Source organism: Nonomuraea sp. NPDC049709, from assembly GCF_040674815.1.
Taxonomy (GTDB): Bacteria; Actinomycetota; Actinomycetes; order Streptosporangiales; family Streptosporangiaceae; genus Nonomuraea.
This window is the reverse complement of the sequence record NZ_JBFANM010000035.1, coordinates 26,493-44,419: the sequence shown is the minus strand read 5'-3', so window position 1 is coordinate 44,419 and position 17,927 is coordinate 26,493. Positions and strand designations below refer to the sequence as shown.

General features: G+C 70.6%; 17 protein-coding genes and 1 pseudogene. 8 read left to right on the top strand and 10 right to left on the bottom strand.

Annotation, left to right across the window (positions count from 1 at the left end; translation table 11 throughout):
* Window positions 1–57 precede the first annotated feature (57 nt).
* Entirely contained in the window at window positions 58–921 is an 864-nt protein-coding gene (locus tag AB0J69_RS31580) for a hypothetical protein (protein WP_364124503.1), read from the bottom strand.
* 108 nt (window positions 922–1,029) lie between these two features.
* Between AB0J69_RS31580 and AB0J69_RS31575 the strand changes: the two genes are divergently transcribed.
* Together AB0J69_RS31575 and AB0J69_RS31570 are read left to right on the top strand one after the other, a co-directional pair.
* The gene (locus tag AB0J69_RS31575) at window positions 1,030–2,109 is read left to right on the top strand and encodes a Glu/Leu/Phe/Val dehydrogenase dimerization domain-containing protein (RefSeq protein WP_364124500.1); all 1,080 of its coding nucleotides are present in this window, start codon (window positions 1,030–1,032) and stop codon (window positions 2,107–2,109) included.
* A 151-nt stretch (window positions 2,110–2,260) separates the two neighbouring features.
* On the top strand, window positions 2,261–2,491 hold the full coding sequence (locus tag AB0J69_RS31570) for a DUF3073 domain-containing protein (RefSeq protein ID WP_364124497.1): 231 nt from the start codon (window positions 2,261–2,263) through the stop codon (window positions 2,489–2,491).
* A 91-nt stretch (window positions 2,492–2,582) separates the two neighbouring features.
* Here the strand turns inward: AB0J69_RS31570 and AB0J69_RS31565 are convergent, their stop codons facing one another.
* Both AB0J69_RS31565 and AB0J69_RS31560 read right to left on the bottom strand, forming a co-directional pair.
* On the bottom strand, window positions 2,583–2,813 hold the full coding sequence (locus tag AB0J69_RS31565) for an alpha/beta fold hydrolase (RefSeq protein ID WP_364124861.1): 231 nt from the start codon (window positions 2,811–2,813) through the stop codon (window positions 2,583–2,585).
* 95 nt (window positions 2,814–2,908) lie between these two features.
* A pseudogene (locus AB0J69_RS31560) lies at window positions 2,909–3,286 on the bottom strand (alpha/beta fold hydrolase); the annotation flags it as partial.
* 226 nt (window positions 3,287–3,512) lie between these two features.
* On the opposite strand from AB0J69_RS31560, the gene AB0J69_RS31555 reads away from it, so the two are divergent.
* Window positions 3,513–4,073 (top strand): CGNR zinc finger domain-containing protein, encoded by a 561-nt coding sequence (locus AB0J69_RS31555; RefSeq protein WP_364124494.1) that lies wholly within the window; start codon window positions 3,513–3,515, stop codon window positions 4,071–4,073.
* A 44-nt stretch (window positions 4,074–4,117) separates the two neighbouring features.
* Here AB0J69_RS31555 and purM read toward each other — a convergent pair whose 3' ends face one another.
* From purM to AB0J69_RS31535, 4 genes are all read right to left on the bottom strand, one after another.
* On the bottom strand, window positions 4,118–5,143 hold the full coding sequence (purM, locus tag AB0J69_RS31550) for a phosphoribosylformylglycinamidine cyclo-ligase (protein ID WP_364124491.1): 1,026 nt from the start codon (window positions 5,141–5,143) through the stop codon (window positions 4,118–4,120).
* A complete protein-coding gene (purF, locus tag AB0J69_RS31545) occupies window positions 5,140–6,576 on the bottom strand; it encodes an amidophosphoribosyltransferase (protein ID WP_364124488.1) in 1,437 nt (478 codons plus the stop codon). The genes purM and purF overlap by 4 nt, the downstream gene beginning before the upstream one ends.
* A 51-nt stretch (window positions 6,577–6,627) precedes the next feature.
* A complete protein-coding gene (locus tag AB0J69_RS31540; protein WP_364124485.1) occupies window positions 6,628–7,371 on the bottom strand; it encodes an SDR family NAD(P)-dependent oxidoreductase in 744 nt (247 codons plus the stop codon).
* Between the two features lie 70 nt (window positions 7,372–7,441).
* Window positions 7,442–7,864, bottom strand: coding sequence for a MarR family transcriptional regulator (locus AB0J69_RS31535; RefSeq protein ID WP_364124482.1), 423 nt, complete (start codon window positions 7,862–7,864; stop codon window positions 7,442–7,444).
* 142 nt (window positions 7,865–8,006) lie between these two features.
* Here AB0J69_RS31535 and AB0J69_RS31530 point away from each other — a divergent pair, with 142 nt between their 5' ends.
* Window positions 8,007–9,050 (top strand): hypothetical protein, encoded by a 1,044-nt coding sequence (locus AB0J69_RS31530; protein WP_364124479.1) that lies wholly within the window; start codon window positions 8,007–8,009, stop codon window positions 9,048–9,050.
* Here AB0J69_RS31530 and AB0J69_RS31525 read toward each other — a convergent pair.
* Window positions 9,047–9,469, bottom strand: a complete 423-nt coding sequence (locus AB0J69_RS31525; RefSeq protein ID WP_364124852.1) for a sterol carrier family protein — start codon at window positions 9,467–9,469, stop codon at window positions 9,047–9,049. The two genes, AB0J69_RS31530 and AB0J69_RS31525, sit on opposite strands and share 4 nt — an antisense overlap.
* A gap of 129 nt (window positions 9,470–9,598) precedes the next feature.
* Here AB0J69_RS31525 and AB0J69_RS31520 point away from each other — a divergent pair, with 129 nt between their 5' ends.
* Both AB0J69_RS31520 and AB0J69_RS31515 read left to right on the top strand, forming a co-directional pair.
* On the top strand, window positions 9,599–11,674 hold the full coding sequence (locus AB0J69_RS31520; protein WP_364124476.1) for a PhoX family phosphatase: 2,076 nt from the start codon (window positions 9,599–9,601) through the stop codon (window positions 11,672–11,674).
* Between the two features lie 34 nt (window positions 11,675–11,708).
* On the top strand, window positions 11,709–13,589 hold the full coding sequence (locus AB0J69_RS31515) for an ABC transporter ATP-binding protein (protein WP_364124473.1): 1,881 nt from the start codon (window positions 11,709–11,711) through the stop codon (window positions 13,587–13,589).
* Here AB0J69_RS31515 and AB0J69_RS31510 read toward each other — a convergent pair.
* Window positions 13,550–14,962 (bottom strand): DHA2 family efflux MFS transporter permease subunit, encoded by a 1,413-nt coding sequence (locus tag AB0J69_RS31510; RefSeq protein ID WP_364124470.1) that lies wholly within the window; start codon window positions 14,960–14,962, stop codon window positions 13,550–13,552. The two genes, AB0J69_RS31515 and AB0J69_RS31510, sit on opposite strands and share 40 nt — an antisense overlap.
* A gap of 72 nt (window positions 14,963–15,034) precedes the next feature.
* Here AB0J69_RS31510 and AB0J69_RS31505 point away from each other — a divergent pair, with 72 nt between their 5' ends.
* Together AB0J69_RS31505 and AB0J69_RS31500 are read left to right on the top strand one after the other, a co-directional pair.
* Window positions 15,035–15,688, top strand: coding sequence for a TetR family transcriptional regulator (locus tag AB0J69_RS31505; RefSeq protein WP_364124849.1), 654 nt, complete (start codon window positions 15,035–15,037; stop codon window positions 15,686–15,688).
* 10 nt (window positions 15,689–15,698) lie between these two features.
* Window positions 15,699–16,445 (top strand): methylenetetrahydrofolate reductase, encoded by a 747-nt coding sequence (locus AB0J69_RS31500; protein WP_364124467.1) that lies wholly within the window; start codon window positions 15,699–15,701, stop codon window positions 16,443–16,445.
* Here the strand turns inward: AB0J69_RS31500 and AB0J69_RS31495 are convergent.
* Window positions 16,406–17,875 carry an MFS transporter gene (locus AB0J69_RS31495; protein ID WP_364124464.1) on the bottom strand — a complete coding sequence of 490 codons (1,470 nt, stop codon included), beginning with the start codon at window positions 17,873–17,875 and terminating at the stop codon, window positions 16,406–16,408. The genes AB0J69_RS31500 and AB0J69_RS31495 overlap by 40 nt on opposite strands.
* Window positions 17,876–17,927: the final 52 nt, after the last annotated feature.

The window sequence follows — 17,927 nt, the reverse complement described above, 5'->3', positions numbered from 1 at the left end:
AAGAGAGCAGCCGCGAGACGTGACCTACTCATGCAGGTCAGACGGCCGTATTGGGGTTCAGTTGGCAGATTCCAGCAGTTGCATTGACTTCCACCGCAGGATGACCCTCTGGTACATGGCGTAGGCAAGTTCTTCTTGACCCGTGTCCAGGCCCGTCAGGGCCGCCGAGAGCTCGGCGACGGACTGGTCGGCCTGCAGCGCGTCGTCGTCCATGAGGTGCACGAGCCCGCCGTAGTCGAGCTCCACCAGCGAGTGCGGGTGGAACTCCTCCAGCCACCTGGCGATGTCCTCCACGTCGAAGTTGGCCGAGACGTCGCCCAAGTGGCGGCGCAGCACGTTGAGCGCGCGGGCCGCCCGCCTCCTGGCCTGTGCCATGGAGGTGACGTAGATCAGATTACGCCCCGTAGTGGTGGTCACGTCCTGTCCCGGGTTCGCGGAGCCGAGCACCAGCCAGCGCTCGTTTCCATCAAACGGCACGAACCACGATGGCGGCACATGCCACGCCGTGGTGCGAATGTGCGTGCGCAACGCGGCCGAACCGGCCTTCCGCTTGTACCGGTCGAAGTCGTCGGCCGTCTGGTCGGCGATCGTCTTGGGCACGAGATGGTCCATCAGTTTCACAGGTGTGGTGCCACGAAGCCGTGAGAACGCCAGCCACGAACGCAAACGGGTCTGCCAAGGACACACGTACAGGCGATCCTCAACACGCCGTAGATAGGCGTTGGGGCTCTCCTGGGCGGGAACGGGTTGAGGGGGCATGCCGAGCAGGCGCATGACGGACTCGCCATGCTCCGCATTGAGCGCGTTCGCGCGCCGAGGGCGATCACGCGAGTCGGCATAGTCGGCCCACACCTTGCGCTCGGACTCGGCGAACGCGGTCAGTGGCTCATAGACACGGAGGTAGGCGGCATAGGGCAGCACGGAGGCATCGTGTCACGAAGCGAACCTGCGTGCATCGTTGTGGCTTACTACTCTGTGAGGTGATCTCCGCCCGCGACGGAGCGGCGGACCGGACAGGGAGTCACTACCGTGACCGACGTCTTCGGAGCGTCCCACAAAGACGCCCACGAGCAGGTCGTTTTCTGCGCTGACGAGCAGAGCGGCCTTCGAGCCATCATCGCCATCCACAACACGGCGCTGGGCCCGGCCCTGGGAGGCACGAGGTTCTATCCGTACGAGAGCGAGCAGGCGGCCCTGGCCGACGTGCTCAACCTGGCCAAGGGCATGGCCTACAAGAACGCGCTGGCCGGCCTCGACCACGGCGGGGGCAAGGCCGTCATCATCGGCGACCCGGCCCGCGACAAGAGCGAGGCGCTGCTGCGCGCCTACGGCAGATTCGTCCAGTCGCTCGGCGGGCGCTACATCACCGCCTGCGACGTGGGCACCTACAGCGAGGACATGGACGTCATCGCCCGCGAGTCGCGCTTCGTGACCGGCCGCTCGCTCTTCCACGGCGGCGCGGGTGACTCCTCGATCCTCACGGCGTTCGGCGTGTTCCAGGGCATGCGGGCCTCGGCCGAGCGGGTGTACGGCACGCCGTCGCTGCACGGCAGGCGGGTCGGCGTCGAAGGGGTCGGCAAGGTGGGTCACCGCCTGGTCGAGCTCCTGCGCGAGGACGGCGCCGAGGTGGTGATCTGCGACGTGAACCCCAAGGCGGTGGAGCGGGTGCGGCTGCGCCGTCCCGAGGTCGACGTGGTGGCCGACGCGCGAGCCCTGATGACGTCCGACATCGACGTCTTCGCGCCCTGCGCGCTCGGCGGCGCACTCGACGACGTCACGGTGGCCGGGCTCCGGGCGAAGATCGTCTGCGGCGCGGCGAACAACCAGCTCGCCCACCCCGGCGTCGAGAAGCAACTCGCCGAGCGGGGGATCCTGTACGCGCCCGACTATGTCGTCAATTCCGGAGGCGTGATCCAGGTCGCGGACGAGATCGAGGGCTTCGACATGGATCGTGCCAGGTCGAAGGCGACCCAGATCTATGACACGACTCTGAAGATCTTCGGGATCGCGGCCGACGAGGGCGTTCCTCCCGCGGTCGCAGCGGATAGGCTGGCCGAGCGCAGAATGTCGGAAGTCGGGCGTATTCGGGGCATTTGGCTAGGCCACTGACGCCCCGCGCCCATACGACGTACCGAGCTGGGCACAAAACAGGTACGGTAATAGGCGAACGATAGGCTGACGCCCAAAGTCAGGCGGCGTCAGTGTGTGGTGCGTTAGCGACGAGGGGTCGGGGACGACCCCACACGAGGGGGTCGAGCCAATGGGGCGCGGCCGAGCAAAGGCCAAGCAGGTCAAGGTTGCTCGCCAGCTGAAGTACAACAGCGGTGGCACGGATCTTGACCGTCTTCGCGACGAACTCGGGGTCGGAGACTCCAGCCGCAATGACGACGCCGACGACCTCAATGATGAGCTGGCGGATCGCTATGCCGATTACGCCGATGACTATGGGACCGGAGACGACGACGACGGCCGTACGTCCGGTCGCCGATAGCCGTTTCGGTTGACGTGGCCGAGGACCCGGCGAAGGATGCCGGATCCTCGCTCACGCTCGTCGGGCCCCACGGGTAACCGTGGGGCTTTCGTCACGTGGTCGGGCGGTTGAGGAAGGCCTCGATGGCAGGGGCGATCTCGGGCAGCTTCTCCTCCAGCGCGAAGTGTCCCGCGTCGAACACGCGCACCTCCGCCTCGGGCACGTCCCGCCGGTAGGCGTGGGCGCCCGGCTCGAGGAAGATCGCATCGCCCCGTCCCCAGAGCACCAGCGTGGGCGGCCGGTGCCGGCGCAGCCATGCCTGCCAGGCGGGATAGAGCCGCACGTTGCTCCGGTAGTCCAGCGCCAGGGCGAGCTGTGCCTCCTTCCGCCCGGGCAGGTCCAGGAAGTGCTGGTCGAGCGTCCATCCGTCGGTGAGACCAGCGAGGGGTCTGTGGTGCCGTCCTCGTACTGGGCGCGCGTGGCGGGCAGGGTGAACAGCCCGCTTAGTTCCTCGGCCGGAGCGTGGATCGTCCTTCTGGCGAGCTCCGACAGCCCCTCGTCGTAGGCGTTGGCGTTCTGCACGATCAGCGCCGAGATCCACTCCGGGTGCCGCGTGGCCAGCCGGAACCCGACCGGCCCGCCGAAGTCGAAGGCGTACAGCACGAAGGGCGCGAGCCCGGCCTGCTCCACGAACCCCTCCATGACGTCGGCGAGCCGCTCGAAGGAGTAGGAGAAGCCCTCGGGTGCCCGCGTGTGCCCGAACCCGGGGTAGTCGGGCGCGATCAGCCGGTGCCGGCCGCCGCCCAGCGCGTCCATGAGCCGCCGGTACTGGTGCGACGCCGACGGGAATCCGTGCAGCAGCAACACCGGCTCGCCGTCGGCGGGCCCGGCCTCCCGGTAGAAGACCTGTACGCCGCCGACGTCCACGAACCCATGCCGGACCTGCGGAATGTCCATGTCACATGCCTCTTTTCGATGAGGAGGCATTAGTTATAGCGCGAGTTCTACCTAATGTGTCAATCCACGCATGTAGCATTAGGCCATGGAGTTACTGACGGGTGAGCCGCTGGCGCTGGATCTGGTGAACACGCGTGCCCGCCTGCCCTCGGGGGCCGACTACGACGCCCTGGACGAGGTGGACGACTTCCACGCGTGGCTGGAGCGGCAGTCCGGCCGGCTCACGGCGCCCGGGGCCCGTCTCGGGCCGCCGGACCTGGCCGCGGTGCGTGACCTGCGGGGGCATGTGGCGGCCACGCTGGAGGCGGTGCGGCAGGCGACCCCGCCGCCGCCCGGATCGGTGGCCGCGCTCAACGAGGCTTTGCGGGGCGCGCCGGCGTACCCGTGCATGGAGGCGCGGGGCGCCGTGCTCGCGCGCGGCAGCCGGCGGGACGGCACGCCGCTGACCCGCCTGCTGACGGAGCTGGCCGAGGCCGCCCTGGCCCTGCTCACCGACCCGAACGTGGGCAAGGTGCGAGGCTGCGAGGCGCCGGACTGCCGGATGCTCTTCCTCCCGGCCCACCCGCGCCGCCGCTGGTGCTCACCGGACCTGTGCGGCAACCGGGTCCGCGTGGCCCGCTATTACCAGCGTCACAAATCCACGTGACCCGCCCGTGGACGGGCGGCGGCAGCGCGTGCTGACGCCTGAGGTCAGCGGTAGCGGGCCTGGCCCCCGCCGGGGACGATCTCGCCCAGCACCCAGGCGTCCAGGCCCCGGCCGGCCAGCACCCTGATCGCCTCGTCCGCCGAGTCGGCGGCCACCACGGCGGCCATCCCGACCCCGAGGTTGAACGTGCGGTCCATGTCCCGCTGGGCGATCCGGCCGTAGCCGGCCAGCACCCCGAAGATCGCGTGCGGTGTCCAGGAGGCCCGGTCCAGCAGCGCGTCGAGGTGCGCGGGCAGCGAGCGCGAGAGGTTGTTCTCGATGCCGCCGCCGGTGATGTGCGCGAAAGCGTGCACGTCGACCGCCCTGGCCAGCTCCAGGCAGTCGAGCGAGTAGATCCGGGTGGGCTCCAGCAGTTCCTCGCCCAGCGCCCGCCCCAGCTCGGGCAGCACGGTGTCGAGGGAGAGCGAGGCCTCGCGCAGCACGTGGCGCACCAGCGAGTAGCCGTTGGAGTGCACCCCGGAGGACGCCATCCCCAGCACCACGTCACCGGCGCTCACCCGCGACGGGCCGAGCATGGCGGAGGCCTCCACCACGCCGGTCCCGGCGCCCGCAAGGTCGTATTCGTCCGGCCCCATCGCCCCCGGGTGCTCGGCCGTCTCTCCGCCCACCAGCGCGGCCCCGGCCAGGCGGCAGCCCTCGGCCACGCCGCCGACGATCTCGGCGATGCGCTCGGGCACCAGCTTCCCGCAGGCGATGTAGTCGGTCATGAACAGCGGCTCGGCCCCGCAGACCACCAGGTCGTCGAGGACCATGCCGACCAGGTCGATGCCGATCGTGTCGTGCTTGCCATACCGCTGGGCGATCATGACCTTGGTGCCCACGCCGTCCGTGGAGGAGGCCAGCAGCGGGCGCCGGTAACGCAGCAGGGCCGAGGCGTCGAACAGGCCCGCGAAGCCGCTGGCGTCGTCGACCACCTCGGGCCGCCGGGAGCGCGCCACCTTGTCCTTCATCAGGGCGACGGCACGCTCCCCGGCCTCGATGTCGACCCCGGCAGCCTCATAGGTGCTCACGCTTTGCTCTCCAACACGAACTTGCCCACGTTGTCCTGGTCGATGGGGATCGGGTACGAGCCGTCGAAGCAGGCCCGGCAGAGGCGGTCGGCGGGGATGGTGGTGGCCTTGGTCAGGCCCTCCAGGGAGATGTAGCCGAGCGTGTCGGCACCGAGCGAGGCCCGGATCTCCTCGACCGTCAGCGAGCCCGCGATCAGCTCCGCCCCGGTGGCGAAGTCGATGCCGTAGAAGCACGGCCAGGCCACGGGCGGGGAGGAGATGCGTACGTGCACCTCGCGCGCCCCCGCCTCGCGCAACATCCTGACGATCGCCCGCTGGGTGTTGCCGCGCACGATCGAGTCGTCCACGACCACCAGCCGCTTGCCCTCCACGACCTCGCGCAGCGGGTTGAGCTTGAGCCGGATGCCGAGCTGGCGGATGGTCTGCGAGGGCTGGATGAACGTGCGGCCCACGTAGGAGTTCTTCACCAGGCCCTGGCCGTAGGGGATCCCGCTCTCCTGGGCGTAACCCACGGCGGCGGGGGTGCCGGACTCCGGCGTGGGGATGACCAGGTCGGCCTCCACCGGGTGCTCGCGGGCCAGCTCGCGGCCGACCTCGACCCGGGTGACCTGCACGCCGCGCCCGGCGATGGTGGTGTCGGGGCGGGCGAGGTAGACGTACTCGAACAGGCAGCCCTTCGGCTCGGCCAGCGCGAAGCGGCGGGACCTGACGCCGCGCTCGTCGATGGTGAGCAGCTCGCCGGGCTCGATCTCGCGGACGAACGTGGCACCCACGATGTCGAGCGCCGCCGTCTCGGAGGCCACCACCCAGCCGCGCTCCAGGCGGCCCAGGACCATCGGGCGGATGCCCTGCGGGTCGCGGGCGGCGTAGAGGGTCTTCTCGTCCATGAAGACCAGCGAGTAGGCGCCCTTGACCTGCGGGAGCAGCTCGGCGGCCGAGTCTTCGATGGAGCGGCTGCGGTCCTGCGCGAGCAGCGTGGTCAGGACCTCGGTGTCGGTGGTGGCGCGGGTGGAGCCCGGTGCCAGGCGCTGGGCCAGCTCAGGGGTGTTGATGAGGTTGCCGTTGTGGGCGAGCGCCAGGCCGCCGACGTCGGTGGAGCTCAGCGTGGGCTGAGCGTTCTCCCACACGCTGGATCCGGTCGTGGAGTAGCGGCAGTGACCGACGGCCAGGTGGCCGCGCAGGGTGCTGAGCACCGACTCGTCGAAGACCTGGGCGACGAGGCCCATGTCCTTGTAGACGAGGATGCGGCTGCCCTCGCTGACCGCGATGCCCGCGGACTCCTGACCGCGGTGCTGCAACGCGTACAGCCCGTAGTAGGTGAGTTTGGAAACTTCCTCGCCCGGAGCCCAAACGCCGAAGACGCCACAGGCGTCTTTAGGTGCGCGGTCGTTGGGGTCCAGGTCATGGCCGAGTCGGCCGTCGCCCTTCAGCACATGCCTCAGTCTAGGTTGACGACTTCTGTGCTCGCACACCCGGGGGCGATATCAGAGGGCATGGGCTGACCTGCCCGCATTCGATCCGTCGCGGATCACCTCTCCCGTCAGGTTGCGGTTGGCCTCGGAGCCGAGGAAGAGGATGAGCGCGGCCATGTCGTCGGCCGTCGAGAGCCGGCGGCTGGGCGTGCGGGCGGCGAGCCGGTCGAGGAGCTCCTGCGGGAACGGGCGTACGCCGGTGATCGTGAGGCCGGCGACGGCCACGTTGACCAGGATGCCGTCCTTGCCGGCCTCCCAGGCCAGGGCGCGGGCCATGCCGTGCAGGGCCATCTTCGCGGTCCCGTACGCGCCCGGCCCCGGCACCCCCTCCTCGCCGATGCCGGACGACACGAACACGATCCGGCCCCATCCCCTGCGCCGCATCCCGGGCAGCACGGCCTGCACCAGCAGCGCGTTGCCGACCACGTTGGCGTGCATCATGGCCGACCACTCGGCGGCCGGGACGCCCTCGAAGGGGACGCTGCCCGGCAGGACGTTCCCCCAGCGGACGGCATTGGCGACGAGCGCGTCCACGGGGCCCGTCTCGGCGACGGCGGGGGCGATGGTGGCGTGGTCCTCCAGGTCCAGGTGTACGGCCGCGCCCTGGCCGCCCTCCGCCTCGATCCGCTTGACGACCTCGGCCGCCCGGTCGGCCCCCGTGTTGTAGGTGATCGTGACCCGCGCGCCGGTCCTGGCGTACGCGAGCGCGGTGGCGGCGCCGATGCCGGACGATCCACCGGTTATCAGTACGTGCATCTCGAATCTCCTATTAGCCGACTAATTAGCCAGCTAATAGGAGTCGATCCCGGACGGCAAGGGCGTTTCGCTACGAGTGAAGGCGACTGTGAGGCATGGCACGGATGAGACGGGTGAGCAGATCGCGCTCCTCGGCGGTGAAGCCTCGCAGGAGGTCCTGGTCGAGCCGGTTCCAGATCTCCTCCACCGGCCGGCGCAGCGCCTTGCCCGCGTCGGTGAGGTGCACCCGGCCCACCCGGGGCCGCTCGCGGTCGGGGGCGCGATAGACGAGGCCCGCGCGCTCCAGTCGCTGGAGGGTCTTCGTGACGGTCGGGGGCTCGACGCCGAGCCTGGCGATCAGCTCGCCCTGCGTCAGGCCGTCCTCCCGCCACAGCTGGTTGAGCAGCAACTCCTGGCCCACGTGCAGGCCGAGCGGGACCAACGCCGCGGCGAGCTGGTTGCGGTGCGTCTTCATGACCTTGATCAGCGCGTACGTCAGGGTCTCGTCCAGCATGCACTCATCTTGCCCTCCGCCTGCCGCTTTGGCGCATGGTGACCCAAGGATGAGCACCCTCTTACCGTGTCGCGCGGTTTAGCGGATGGCTTCCGCGAAAGGGTGAAGTATCCGGCATGCTGACCCGTCGGGAGACGCAGACGTGACCACACCTGGGGACCCGAACGAGCCCCGTCCGGGGCAGGACCCGCGCGAAGGCCGCCCCGAGGAGGGCGAACCCCGTCCCGCACCCCCGCAGCACCAGCCCGAGTGGTGGAGCGAAGGGACGCTGGGGGAGGACGAGCGTCCGCCCGAGCCGTCCGAGCGGCCCGGCGACGGGGAGCCGGGTGAGCGGCCCGGCGAACGGCCCGGTGAGGAGCCCGGCGAACGGCAGGGTGAGCGGCCGGGTGAGCGGCCCGGTGAGCGGCCGGGTGGCAGGGAGCCGGGCGAGGAGGAGCCGATCGCGCCCGTGCCGCCCGTGGTGCCGCGGCCCGACGTGCCGCCGACGCACGAGCCCAGGCCGACCGGTGAGCCCACCCATCCCGACCTGCCGACCTCGCCGGAGACCCCGAGGCCGAGCGACGCCGAGACGACCCAGGCGTACCCGATCCCCGGCGCCACCCCGCCCTACCCCGGCTGGGGAGGCGCTCCGCGGGAGGGCGAGGAGCAGCCGCCCCGGCAGACGCCCTCCCGCTACGAGCAGGGGGACCAGGGGGAGCAGCCGCGCTCCACGCCGCCGTACCAGGGCGCGCCGGGCGCCTACGCACCGCGACAGGACCAGGAGCCGACCGTGCCGGGCACCACGCCCTCCAGCCCGTACGGCGGCCCGCCCGGCTACCCGCCGCCACCGCCCCCGGGAGCCCCCTACGGGATCCCCACCCCGCAGTACCAGCCGCAGCAGCTCGGCAGCGGCCTGGCCACCGCCTCGCTCGTCCTCGGCGTGGCCAGCCCCTTCCTCGTGTTCGTCTGCTTCACCGGCCTGATCACCGCCATCCTGTCGATCGTCTTCGGCTGCGTGGCCCTGGCCAAGCACGTCGGCAAGGGCCGCGCCATCGCCGGCATCGTGATCAGCGTCCTGTCGCTGATCCTCTTCGCGATCGTGGCCGTGTGGTTCTGGAACGTGGTCCAGGAATGCGCCTACCTGCCCGGCCAGCTCGCCGACCGGTGCTTCGAGGAGAGGTTTCCCTGGATGAGCGGCACCCGCTAGAGCGGCAGGTGAGCTGACAGGTCGGCCCGGGAGCCGCTGGCGGAGATCGCGCCCTTGGCGTGGGCCTCGTCCCACGTCAGGCGGCCGAGCGCGAGCTCGATCCAGGTGCGCCCGTCCATCTCGACGACGTTGGGCGGGGTGCCGCGGGTGTGACGGGGCCCGGCGATCGCCTGTACGGCGGCGTACGGGGGCACGCGCACCTCGACCGTCCTTCCGGGCGCGGCGCTCGCCAGCCGCTCCAGCAGATGGCGCACGGCCTGCCTGGCCGCGTCGCGCTCCGGCTGCAGCCCCCGGTCGTAGGCGGCCAGCACGGCGGCCACGAGCGCGCCGGGCAGGGCGGACGCGGGGCCGTCGTAGGGAGGCTCGTCGAGGGCGACGAGTTGGGCGTCGAGCGCTGATCTCAGCTTTTCCGGGTCCATCTTGCGTGGTGGCACCCCACCATTGTCTCCCGGGCAGCGTTCATCGAGACGGAGGTCGTCGTTCACCTCGGGTTTCGACGACGACCGTAGCCTCCCCGCCGTACAACCGCGCACATTTATGGAGGACCTGTGGCGAACCCCAACGCGGGAGGACGGCTGCTACCGCTGCTTTCCACCCCGCACAAAGGTGGCCGTTCCGCGCTGACCTGTCAGTTCCGCTGCGGCAACGCGTGCGCGCATGACGTGGCCAACACCACCGGCAACGCCTACTTCGGCGATGTGGTGAAGGAGGCGTTGTCGCGGCGTGGCGTGCTGCGCGCCGGCGCGCTCGGCGCTCTTGTGGCGGGTGTGGGCGTGGCGGGGGCCGCGCCGGCCCTGGCCGACGAGCCCGAGACCGCCGCCGCGAAGGGTGGATGGCACGGTGGCGGCAGCGGAGACCTCCGTTTCACTCCCGTGCCGCCGAACACGGAAGACGCGTTGCGCGTCCCGGAGGGCTACAAGTCGTCCGTGGTCGTGCGCTGGGGTGACCCGGTGCTGCCCGGCGCGCCGGAGTTCGACTTCGAGAACCAGACGGCGGACGCGCAGAGCAAGCAGTTCGGCTACAACTGTGACTACGTGACGTTGTTCCCGATGGGCCGCGACCGGGCGCTGCTGTGGGTCAACCACGAGTACAGCGACGAGAGCCTGATGTTCCGCGGCTACACCAGTGGCGCGACGGCCACCGAGGAGCAGCTCAAGATCGGCCTGGCGGCGCACGGCGGCTCGGTCGTGGAGATCGAGCGCTCCGGCGGCAGCGGTGAGTGGAAGCTCGTCACCAAGGGCCGCCGCCGCTACAACCGGCGCATCACCGCCCAGACCAGGATGACCTTCAGCGGGCCCGCCGCGGGCAGCGACCTGCTCAAGACGGCCGCCGACCCCAAGGGCCGCACGCCCCTCGGCATGCTGAACAACTGCGCGGGCGGCACCACCCCGTGGGGTACGGTGCTGACCGCCGAGGAGAACTTCAACCAGTACTTCATCAACGGCGACAAGGTGCCCGAGGCGCAGAAGCCGTACATCACCCGCTACGCGATCACGATCGGCACCCCGTCGGACAACCGCCGGTTCGACCGGATCGAGGAGCGGTTCGACCTGGCCAAGCATCCGAACGAGGTCAACAGGTTCGGGTGGATCGTGGAGATCGACCCGTTCGACCCCGACTCGACGCCGGTCAAGCGCACCGCGCTCGGCCGCTTCGCCCACGAGGCCGCCACCACGACGCTGGCCCGCGACGGCCGCCTGGTCGTGTACATGGGTGACGACTCGCGCTTCGAGTACATCTACAAGTTCGTCTCGAAGGACCGCTACATCCCCGGATTCGACCGGCACAACCGGACGCTGCTGGACGAGGGCACCCTGTACGTGGCCAAGTTCACCGGCGACAGCCCGGCCGCCGAGATCGACGGCTCCGGCAAGCTGCCCTCCGACGGTGAGTTCGACGGCTCCGGCAAGTGGCTCCCGCTGGTCTCGGGCAACAAGTCGTTCGTGGACGGCATGACCGCCGCCGAGGTGCTCGTTTACACCCGTACGGCCGCCGACAAGGTGGGCGCGACGAAGATGGACCGCCCCGAGGACGTCGAGCGCAACCCGGTTACCGGCGGCGTCTACGTGGCCCTGACCAACAACAGCAACCGCACCCCGGCCCAGGTGGACGAGGCCAACCCGCGCCCGTCGAACAAGCACGGCCACGTCCTGGAGATCGTGGAGCGGCGCAACGACGCGGGCGAGAAGACGTTCGCCTGGTCGCTCCCGCTGGTCTGCGGCGACCCGAGCGACCCGGCCACGTACTTCGCCGGCTACGACAAGACCAAGGTCTCGCGGATCTCCTGCCCGGACAACGTCACGTTCGACAAGGACGGGAACCTGTGGATCTCCACGGACGGCAACGCGTTCCTCACCAACGACGGCCTGTTCGTGATGCCGGTCACGGGTAAGGAGCGCGGCCACCTGCGCCAGTTCCTCACCGTGCCGGTCGGCGCCGAGACCTGCGGCCCGCTCGTCACCGCGGACCAGCGCAGCGTCTTCGTGGCGGTGCAGCACCCGGGCGAGACCGACGACGCCACCCCGGACAACCCGAGCAGCCGCTGGCCCGACGGCGAGGGCAGCCAGCCGCGCCCGTCGGTGGCCGTGGTCTGGCACGGCGCCGGCAAGAAGATCGGCGCTTGACCTCAACTTAACTTGAGGGCATAGCGTCCGTGCCATGAGCATGGAAGTGACCGCCTGGCACCAGCTTTACTCGATGAACAACCAGCCGCAGCGTCGCTCTGTATCCAGGGCGACGCTGCGGCGCATCGGCGGGTTCGCGCGCCCGCACCGCCGCAGGCTGACGCTGTTCCTGGTGCTCAGCGTGGTGATGGCGACCCTGGCGGTGGGGGCGCCGCTGCTCGCCGGCCGGGTGGTGGACGCGATCTTCACCGGCGAGCCCGTCCAGGTGGTCGTCGTGGTGGCGCTGCTGATCGCCGGCCTGGCGATCGCGGAGGCGGGGCTCGGGCTGCTGAACCGGTGGCTGTCGGCGGGGCTGGGGGAGAGCCTGATCCTCGACCTGCGTACGGCCGTCTTCGACCACGTGCAGCGGATGCCGATCGCCTTCTTCACCAGAACCCGCACGGGAGCGCTGGTCAGCCGTCTCAACAACGACGTGATCGGGGCGCAGCGGGCCTTCACCGACACGCTGTCGGGCGTGGCGGGCAACGTCGTGACGCTCATGCTGACGCTCGTCGCGATGATCGGCATCTCCTGGCAGATCACGCTGCTGGCGCTGCTGCTCCTGCCGGTGTTCGTGCTGCCGGCCCGGCGCATGGGCGTCCGGATCGCCCGGCTGCGGCGCGAGGCGGCCGACCACAACGCGGCCATGGGCACGCAGATGACCGAGCGCTTCTCGGCGCCGGGCGCGACGCTGGTGAAGCTGTTCGGCCGGCCGGCGCACGAGTCGGCGGAGTTCGCCGGCCGGGCGCGGCGGGTGCGCGACATCGGCGTGCGCTCGGCCATGACCCAGTCGGCCTTCGTGACCGCGCTGACGCTGGTGTCCGCGCTGGCCCTGGCCCTGGTGTACGGCCTGGGCGGCTTCTACGCCCTGCGCGGCCAGCTCGCCCCCGGCGCGCTGGTGTCGATGGCCATGCTGCTCACCCGCCTGTACGCGCCCCTGACCGCCCTGGCCAGCGCCCGCGTGGACGTGATGAGCGCGGTCGTCAGCTTCGAGCGCGTCTTCGAGGTGCTCGACCTCAAGCCGCTCATCCAGGACAAGCCCGACGCCCGTGAGGTGCCCGAGGGCCCGGTCTCGGTGGAGTTCGACGACGTGCGCTTCGCCTACCCCTCGGCCGACAAGGTCTCGCTGGCCTCGCTGGAGGAGGTCGCCACGCTGGACTCGCGCGGCGGGGTCGAGGTGCTGCACGGCGTCTCGTTCCGGGCGGAGCCGGGGCAGATGGTGGCGCTGGTCGGTTCGTCGGGGGCGGGCAAGTCCACGATCGCCCAGCTCCTTCCCCGGCTGTACGACGTCGACTCCGGCGCCGTACGGCTCGGCGGGGTGGACGTACGCGACCTGAGCGCCGACTCCATCCGGGCCACGCTCGGCATGGTCACCCAGGACGGCCACCTCTTCCACGAGACGATCCGCGCCAACCTGCTGCTGGCCAGGCCGGAGGCGAGCGAGGAGGAGGTCTGGGACGCGCTCACCCGGGCCCGGCTGGCCACGCTCATCGAGTCGTTGCCCGACGGCCTCGACACGGTCGTGGGCGAGCGCGGCTACCGGCTGTCGGGCGGGGAGCGCCAGCGGCTGACGATCGCCCGCCTGCTGCTGGCCAGGCCGCGGGTGGTGATCCTGGACGAGGCCACCGCGGCCCTCGACTCCACCTCCGAGGCGGCCGTGCAGGCGGCGCTGGGCGAGGCGCTCGAAGGCAGGACCGCCGTGGTGATCGCGCACCGGCTCTCCACGATCCGGGCCGCCGACGTGATCCTCGTGATCGAGGACGGCCGGGTGGTCGAGCGTGGCACCCACGCCGAGCTGCTCGCCGCCGGCGGCCGCTACGAGGAGCTGTACCGGACTCAGTTCGAGGACCCCACGGTGACGGGGGCGGCCGCCTGAGGCTCGGGGGGCGTCTCCCGGTCGCGCAGCGAGTAGAGCGCGACCGGGATCCCCGCCAGGACGATGACCGCGGCGACGACCAACGTGAACTGGTAGGCGTCGAGGAAGGCCGGCAGCGGCGGCAGGTCCCCGGCGCCCTGCCTGGAGCTCAGCAGGGCTCCCAGCACCGTGATGCCGAGCAGGCCGAACACCTCCCGCGAGACGTTGAGCATGCCCGAGGCCACGCCCGACCTGTCCTTGGGCATGCCGCCGAGGATGGCGGCCGTCAGGGGGACCAGGAGGCCGCCGCCCAGGCCGTACAGGAGGAACCAGGGCGCCACGTCCGCGTAGTCGCCGTCGGCGCCGACACGGGAGATCAGGTAGATCGCCGCCCCCATGAGTGCCATGCCGAGGGCCACCGTGCGGCCGATGCCGAGTCGCGCGCTGATCCGCTGGGACAGCAGCGCCATCACCGCCATGACCAGCGCCATCGGCACGAACGAGACGCCGGCCTCGGTGGGGGAGAAACCCAGCACGTTCTGCAGCCACAGGGCGCTGAAGAAGTAGATCCCGAACACGCCGAACGACCAGATCCCGCTGGTGAGCAGCCCGCCGGTGAACACCCGCGACCTGAACAGGGACATCACGATCATCGGCTCGGCCGCCCGCGACTCGGCCAGCACGAACGCCACGGCCGCCGCCGTGAACACCCCGAACGCGGCCAGGATCACCGGTGAGGTCCAGCCGGCGGTCTCACCCTCGATGAGCGCGTACGTCAGGGCGAACAGGGCCAGCGCCGAGGTGGCCAGGCCGGGCAGGTCGAGGCTGTGGCGCACGCGCTGGAACGCGGGCCTGACGGCCCAGAGCGCGAGGCCCGACGTCAGCAGCCCGATCGGCACGTTGATCAGGTAGATCCAGCCCCAGTGCAGGTTCTCGCTGATGAAGCCGCCCGCGGCGGGGCCGAGGGCCATGGAGAGCGCCCCCGAGGCGCTCCAGATGCCCACGGCCCGGCCGCGCTCGGCGGGATCGGGGAAGATCTGGCTGATCAGCGACAGCGAGGTGGGCGTGAGCAGGGCCGCCCCGATCCCCTGCACGGCCCGCGCGGCGATCAGCATCCCGCCGGAGGTGGCCAGCCCGGCCACCAGCGAGGACAGCGTGAAGATCGCCAGCCCGCCGAGGAACACCCTCCGGGCCCCGAACACGTCCGCCAGCCGACCGCCGGCCAGCATGAGGCCGGCGAAGACCAGGATGTACGAGCTGACGATCCACTCCAGCCCCGAGATCGTCAGCCCCAGGTCCCGCTGGATCGTCGGCAAGGCGACGTTGCCGACGTTGTTGTCCAGATAGGTCATGAAGGTGCCCAGGGTCACCGCAGTCAGCGCCCACCATCGCATGATATTTCCCCCTATACAACGTACTTGTACGCCGTATAGTGGAACTTGTACGACGTATAGTTGTCAACCGTGATGGGAAAACTGACCGCCAAGGCGATCGCGGAGCGGGCCCTGGAGATCGGCGACGCCGAAGGGATCGATGCCGTGACCATCCGCCGCCTGGCCACGGACCTCGGCGTGACCCCGATGGCCCTCTACTGGCACTACAAGAACAAGGAGCAGCTCCTGGTCGGCATGGCCGACCACCTGATCGGCGGCTTCGCGCCCAAGCCCGCCGACGAGCGCCCGTGGCAGGACCAGCTCCGCGACCTGACCGAGGGCCTGATCAGGACGTTGCGCACGCATCCCTGCGCCAAGAACGTGATCGAGCAGATCGACCCGGTCGCTGTGCCGAACTTCCTGGCCGTCTGGGACCAGGCGCTCCGGCTGTCCCGCGAGGCGGGGTTCGACGTGGAGGAGAGCTGCCTGCTCACCAAATATCTGCTGCAGAGCGCCATCGCCATCGCCGACGCCCCGGTCCACCACCAGGCCGGCCGCTCCGGCGAGGAGATCGACCAGATCGTCAGGGCCAAGCGGGCCGGGCTGCAGTCGCTGCCGGTGGAGAAATACCCCTACCTGGTGGAGATGGCCGGGCCGATGGTGAGCGGCACGGCCCCGGAGCTGTACGACACGTTCGGCGTCGACCTCGTGCTGGGCGGCATAGAGGCGCTCGCGGCCAGGCGATAGGCTCGTGATCATGTCCTTCGAGCTGATCTGCGAGATCGAACCCCCGACCAAGCCCGATCTGAAGCACGTCAGGCACCAGATCGGCACCATGAGCAAGATCGCCAGCGCGTTCCTCATCCCCGACAACCACATCGGCCGCGCGACCGTGTCCAGCGTGGCCGTGGCCCACGAGGTCGAGGCGATGGGCGGGCGCGGCATCGCCTGTCTCAACTCGCGCGACCGAAACCTGCTCGGCTTCCGGCGCGACCTGCTGACGGCGGCCGCCTACGGGGTCGACCAGTTTCTCTTCGTCTACGGTGACAAGCCCACCAGCGGCAACCGGACGAGTGACCTGACGGTGCGGTCGATGATCGAGGAGGCGCGGGAGTTCACGCCGGGCGTCCGGCTGGGGGCGGCCGCCGCGCTGCGCCCGCTGCCGGCCTGGAAGCGTACCGCCGACTTCCTGTTCTCCCAGGTCAGCTTCTCGGTGGAGGCCCAGCTCGCGTGGCGCGAGGCCCACCCGGTCGACGTCCCCGTCTACGCCGGCGTCATGGTCCTGGCCAGCGAGCGCCACGCCCGCACCCTGGCCGCCGCCATCCCCGACATCGCCCTGCCGGAGGAGCTGATCGAGAAGGTGGCCGCGGACCGGATGGCCGGGGTGGAGGCGGCCTGCGAGCAGGTCCTCGCCCTGCGCGACACCGGCGCCTTCGCCGGCGTCCACCTCGTCCCCGTCTCCCGCTACCGGGACGTGGAGTCCCGGCTCGCCACCGCCCTCTGAGGGCGCGCCAGCGCCGCCAGGACGGCTCCGGCCAGGGCGACCGCGAACAACACCGCGTACGCCCGCTGGAAGCCGTCCATGAGCTGCCCCACCGCCACGGGCGACAACGTGGACAGCGTCCCCGCGTAGACCTGCTCCCGCAACGCGGGTCCCACCGAGCCGGTGAGGACGCTCAGCGACAGGCCGACGCTGATCACGATGCCGACGTTCATCACCATGACGCGGAACCCGTTGACCACCCCCAGGCTCCCGCTCGGCAGCGCCCGCATGACCTGCGTGGTGTTCCCCGTGAGGAACGTCCCGCTGCCGCAGCCCGCCACGAACAGCCCGATCCCGATCACCCAGTACGGCGTCGCCGGATCGGCCGTCAGCATCAGCGTGCCCAGCCCGGCCGCGCTCAGCAGCGCGCCCCCGATGGACAGCGCGTACGGCGACACCCTCCGTCCCAGCATGCCCACGATGGGCGAGGCCAGCCCGATCCCGACCGGCACGGGCAGCACGCTCAGTCCCGCCTCGAACGCGTCCACCCCCCTGGCCGCCTGGAAGTAGAGCGCCACGACCAGGATCAGCGCCGACCGGGCCAGCGCGTTGCAGAACGAGGCCAGGTTCGCGTAGGTCAGCAGCCGCCCACCGAACAGCCGCAAGTCCAGCACCGGGTTCGGGGAGCGCCGCGCGGTCAGGAAGATCACCGGCAGCAGCACGGCGAACACGCCCGCCCCCGTCAGCACCACCGGGCTGGACAACCCGCCGGAGCCCGCCTCCGACAGCGCCAGCAGCAGCGCCGACAGCGCCGCGAACACCAGCACGTTGCCCAGCGCGTCCACCGGCACCTTCGGCTGCCTGGGCATCTTGCGTAAGATCGCCGCTCCGACGCCGAGCGCCACCAGCCCGGCCGGCACGTTCACCCAGAAGATCCACTGCCAGCCGGCCGTCTCCGCGATCAGCCCGCCCAGCGTGGGCCCGGCCAGCTGGGCCACCGACAACGTGCCGATGTAGACGCCCATGCCCTGGCTGAGCCGGTCGGGCGGGAAGGCGTCGGTGATGATCACGGTGCCGTTCGCGAGGATCATGGCGGCGCCGATCGCCTGCAGGACCCGCATCGCGATCAGGAACCACACGTCAGGCGACAGCCCGGCCAGCAGCGAGGCCAGCGTGAACAGGGCGAAGCCCGTCAGGTAGACCTCCCGCCTGCCGAGCAGGTCGGCCACCCGGCCGAAGAACACCAGGCTCGCGGTGTTGACCAGCAGGAACGACAGCAGGATCCAGCCCGACTCAAGCGCGTCGGCGTGGAAGTGCCGCACCACCGTGGGCAAGGCCACGTTGAGCGTGCTGCCGGCGATGCCGATGAGGACCAGACCCAGGCTGGTGACCGCGCACACCTGCCAGGCGTAGCGCATGCGGGTGTCGTCCTGGGGGGTGACCGCGACCATGCCCTCCACTATGACGTACGACGTACGTCCGTTTTGTCACCAGGGTCACCTA

Bases quoted from the DNA above. Each gene is read 5' to 3' on its own strand.
- AB0J69_RS31515 (WP_364124473.1), top strand. From the start codon at position 11,709: ATGAGCATGGAAGTGACCGCCTGGCACCAGCTTTACTCGATGAACAAC.
- AB0J69_RS31570 (WP_364124497.1), top strand. From the start codon at position 2,261: ATGGGGCGCGGCCGAGCAAAGGCCAAGCAGGTCAAGGTTGCTCGCCAG.
- AB0J69_RS31535 (WP_364124482.1), bottom strand. From the start codon at position 7,864: ATGCTGGACGAGACCCTGACGTACGCGCTGATCAAGGTCATGAAGACG.
- AB0J69_RS31505 (WP_364124849.1), top strand. From the start codon at position 15,035: ATGGGAAAACTGACCGCCAAGGCGATCGCGGAGCGGGCCCTGGAGATC.
- AB0J69_RS31500 (WP_364124467.1), top strand. From the start codon at position 15,699: ATGTCCTTCGAGCTGATCTGCGAGATCGAACCCCCGACCAAGCCCGAT.
- AB0J69_RS31540 (WP_364124485.1), bottom strand. From the start codon at position 7,371: ATGCACGTACTGATAACCGGTGGATCGTCCGGCATCGGCGCCGCCACC.
- AB0J69_RS31495 (WP_364124464.1), bottom strand. From the start codon at position 17,875: ATGGTCGCGGTCACCCCCCAGGACGACACCCGCATGCGCTACGCCTGG.
- AB0J69_RS31510 (WP_364124470.1), bottom strand. From the start codon at position 14,962: ATGCGATGGTGGGCGCTGACTGCGGTGACCCTGGGCACCTTCATGACC.
- AB0J69_RS31555 (WP_364124494.1), top strand. From the start codon at position 3,513: ATGGAGTTACTGACGGGTGAGCCGCTGGCGCTGGATCTGGTGAACACG.
- AB0J69_RS31525 (WP_364124852.1), bottom strand. From the start codon at position 9,469: ATGGACCCGGAAAAGCTGAGATCAGCGCTCGACGCCCAACTCGTCGCC.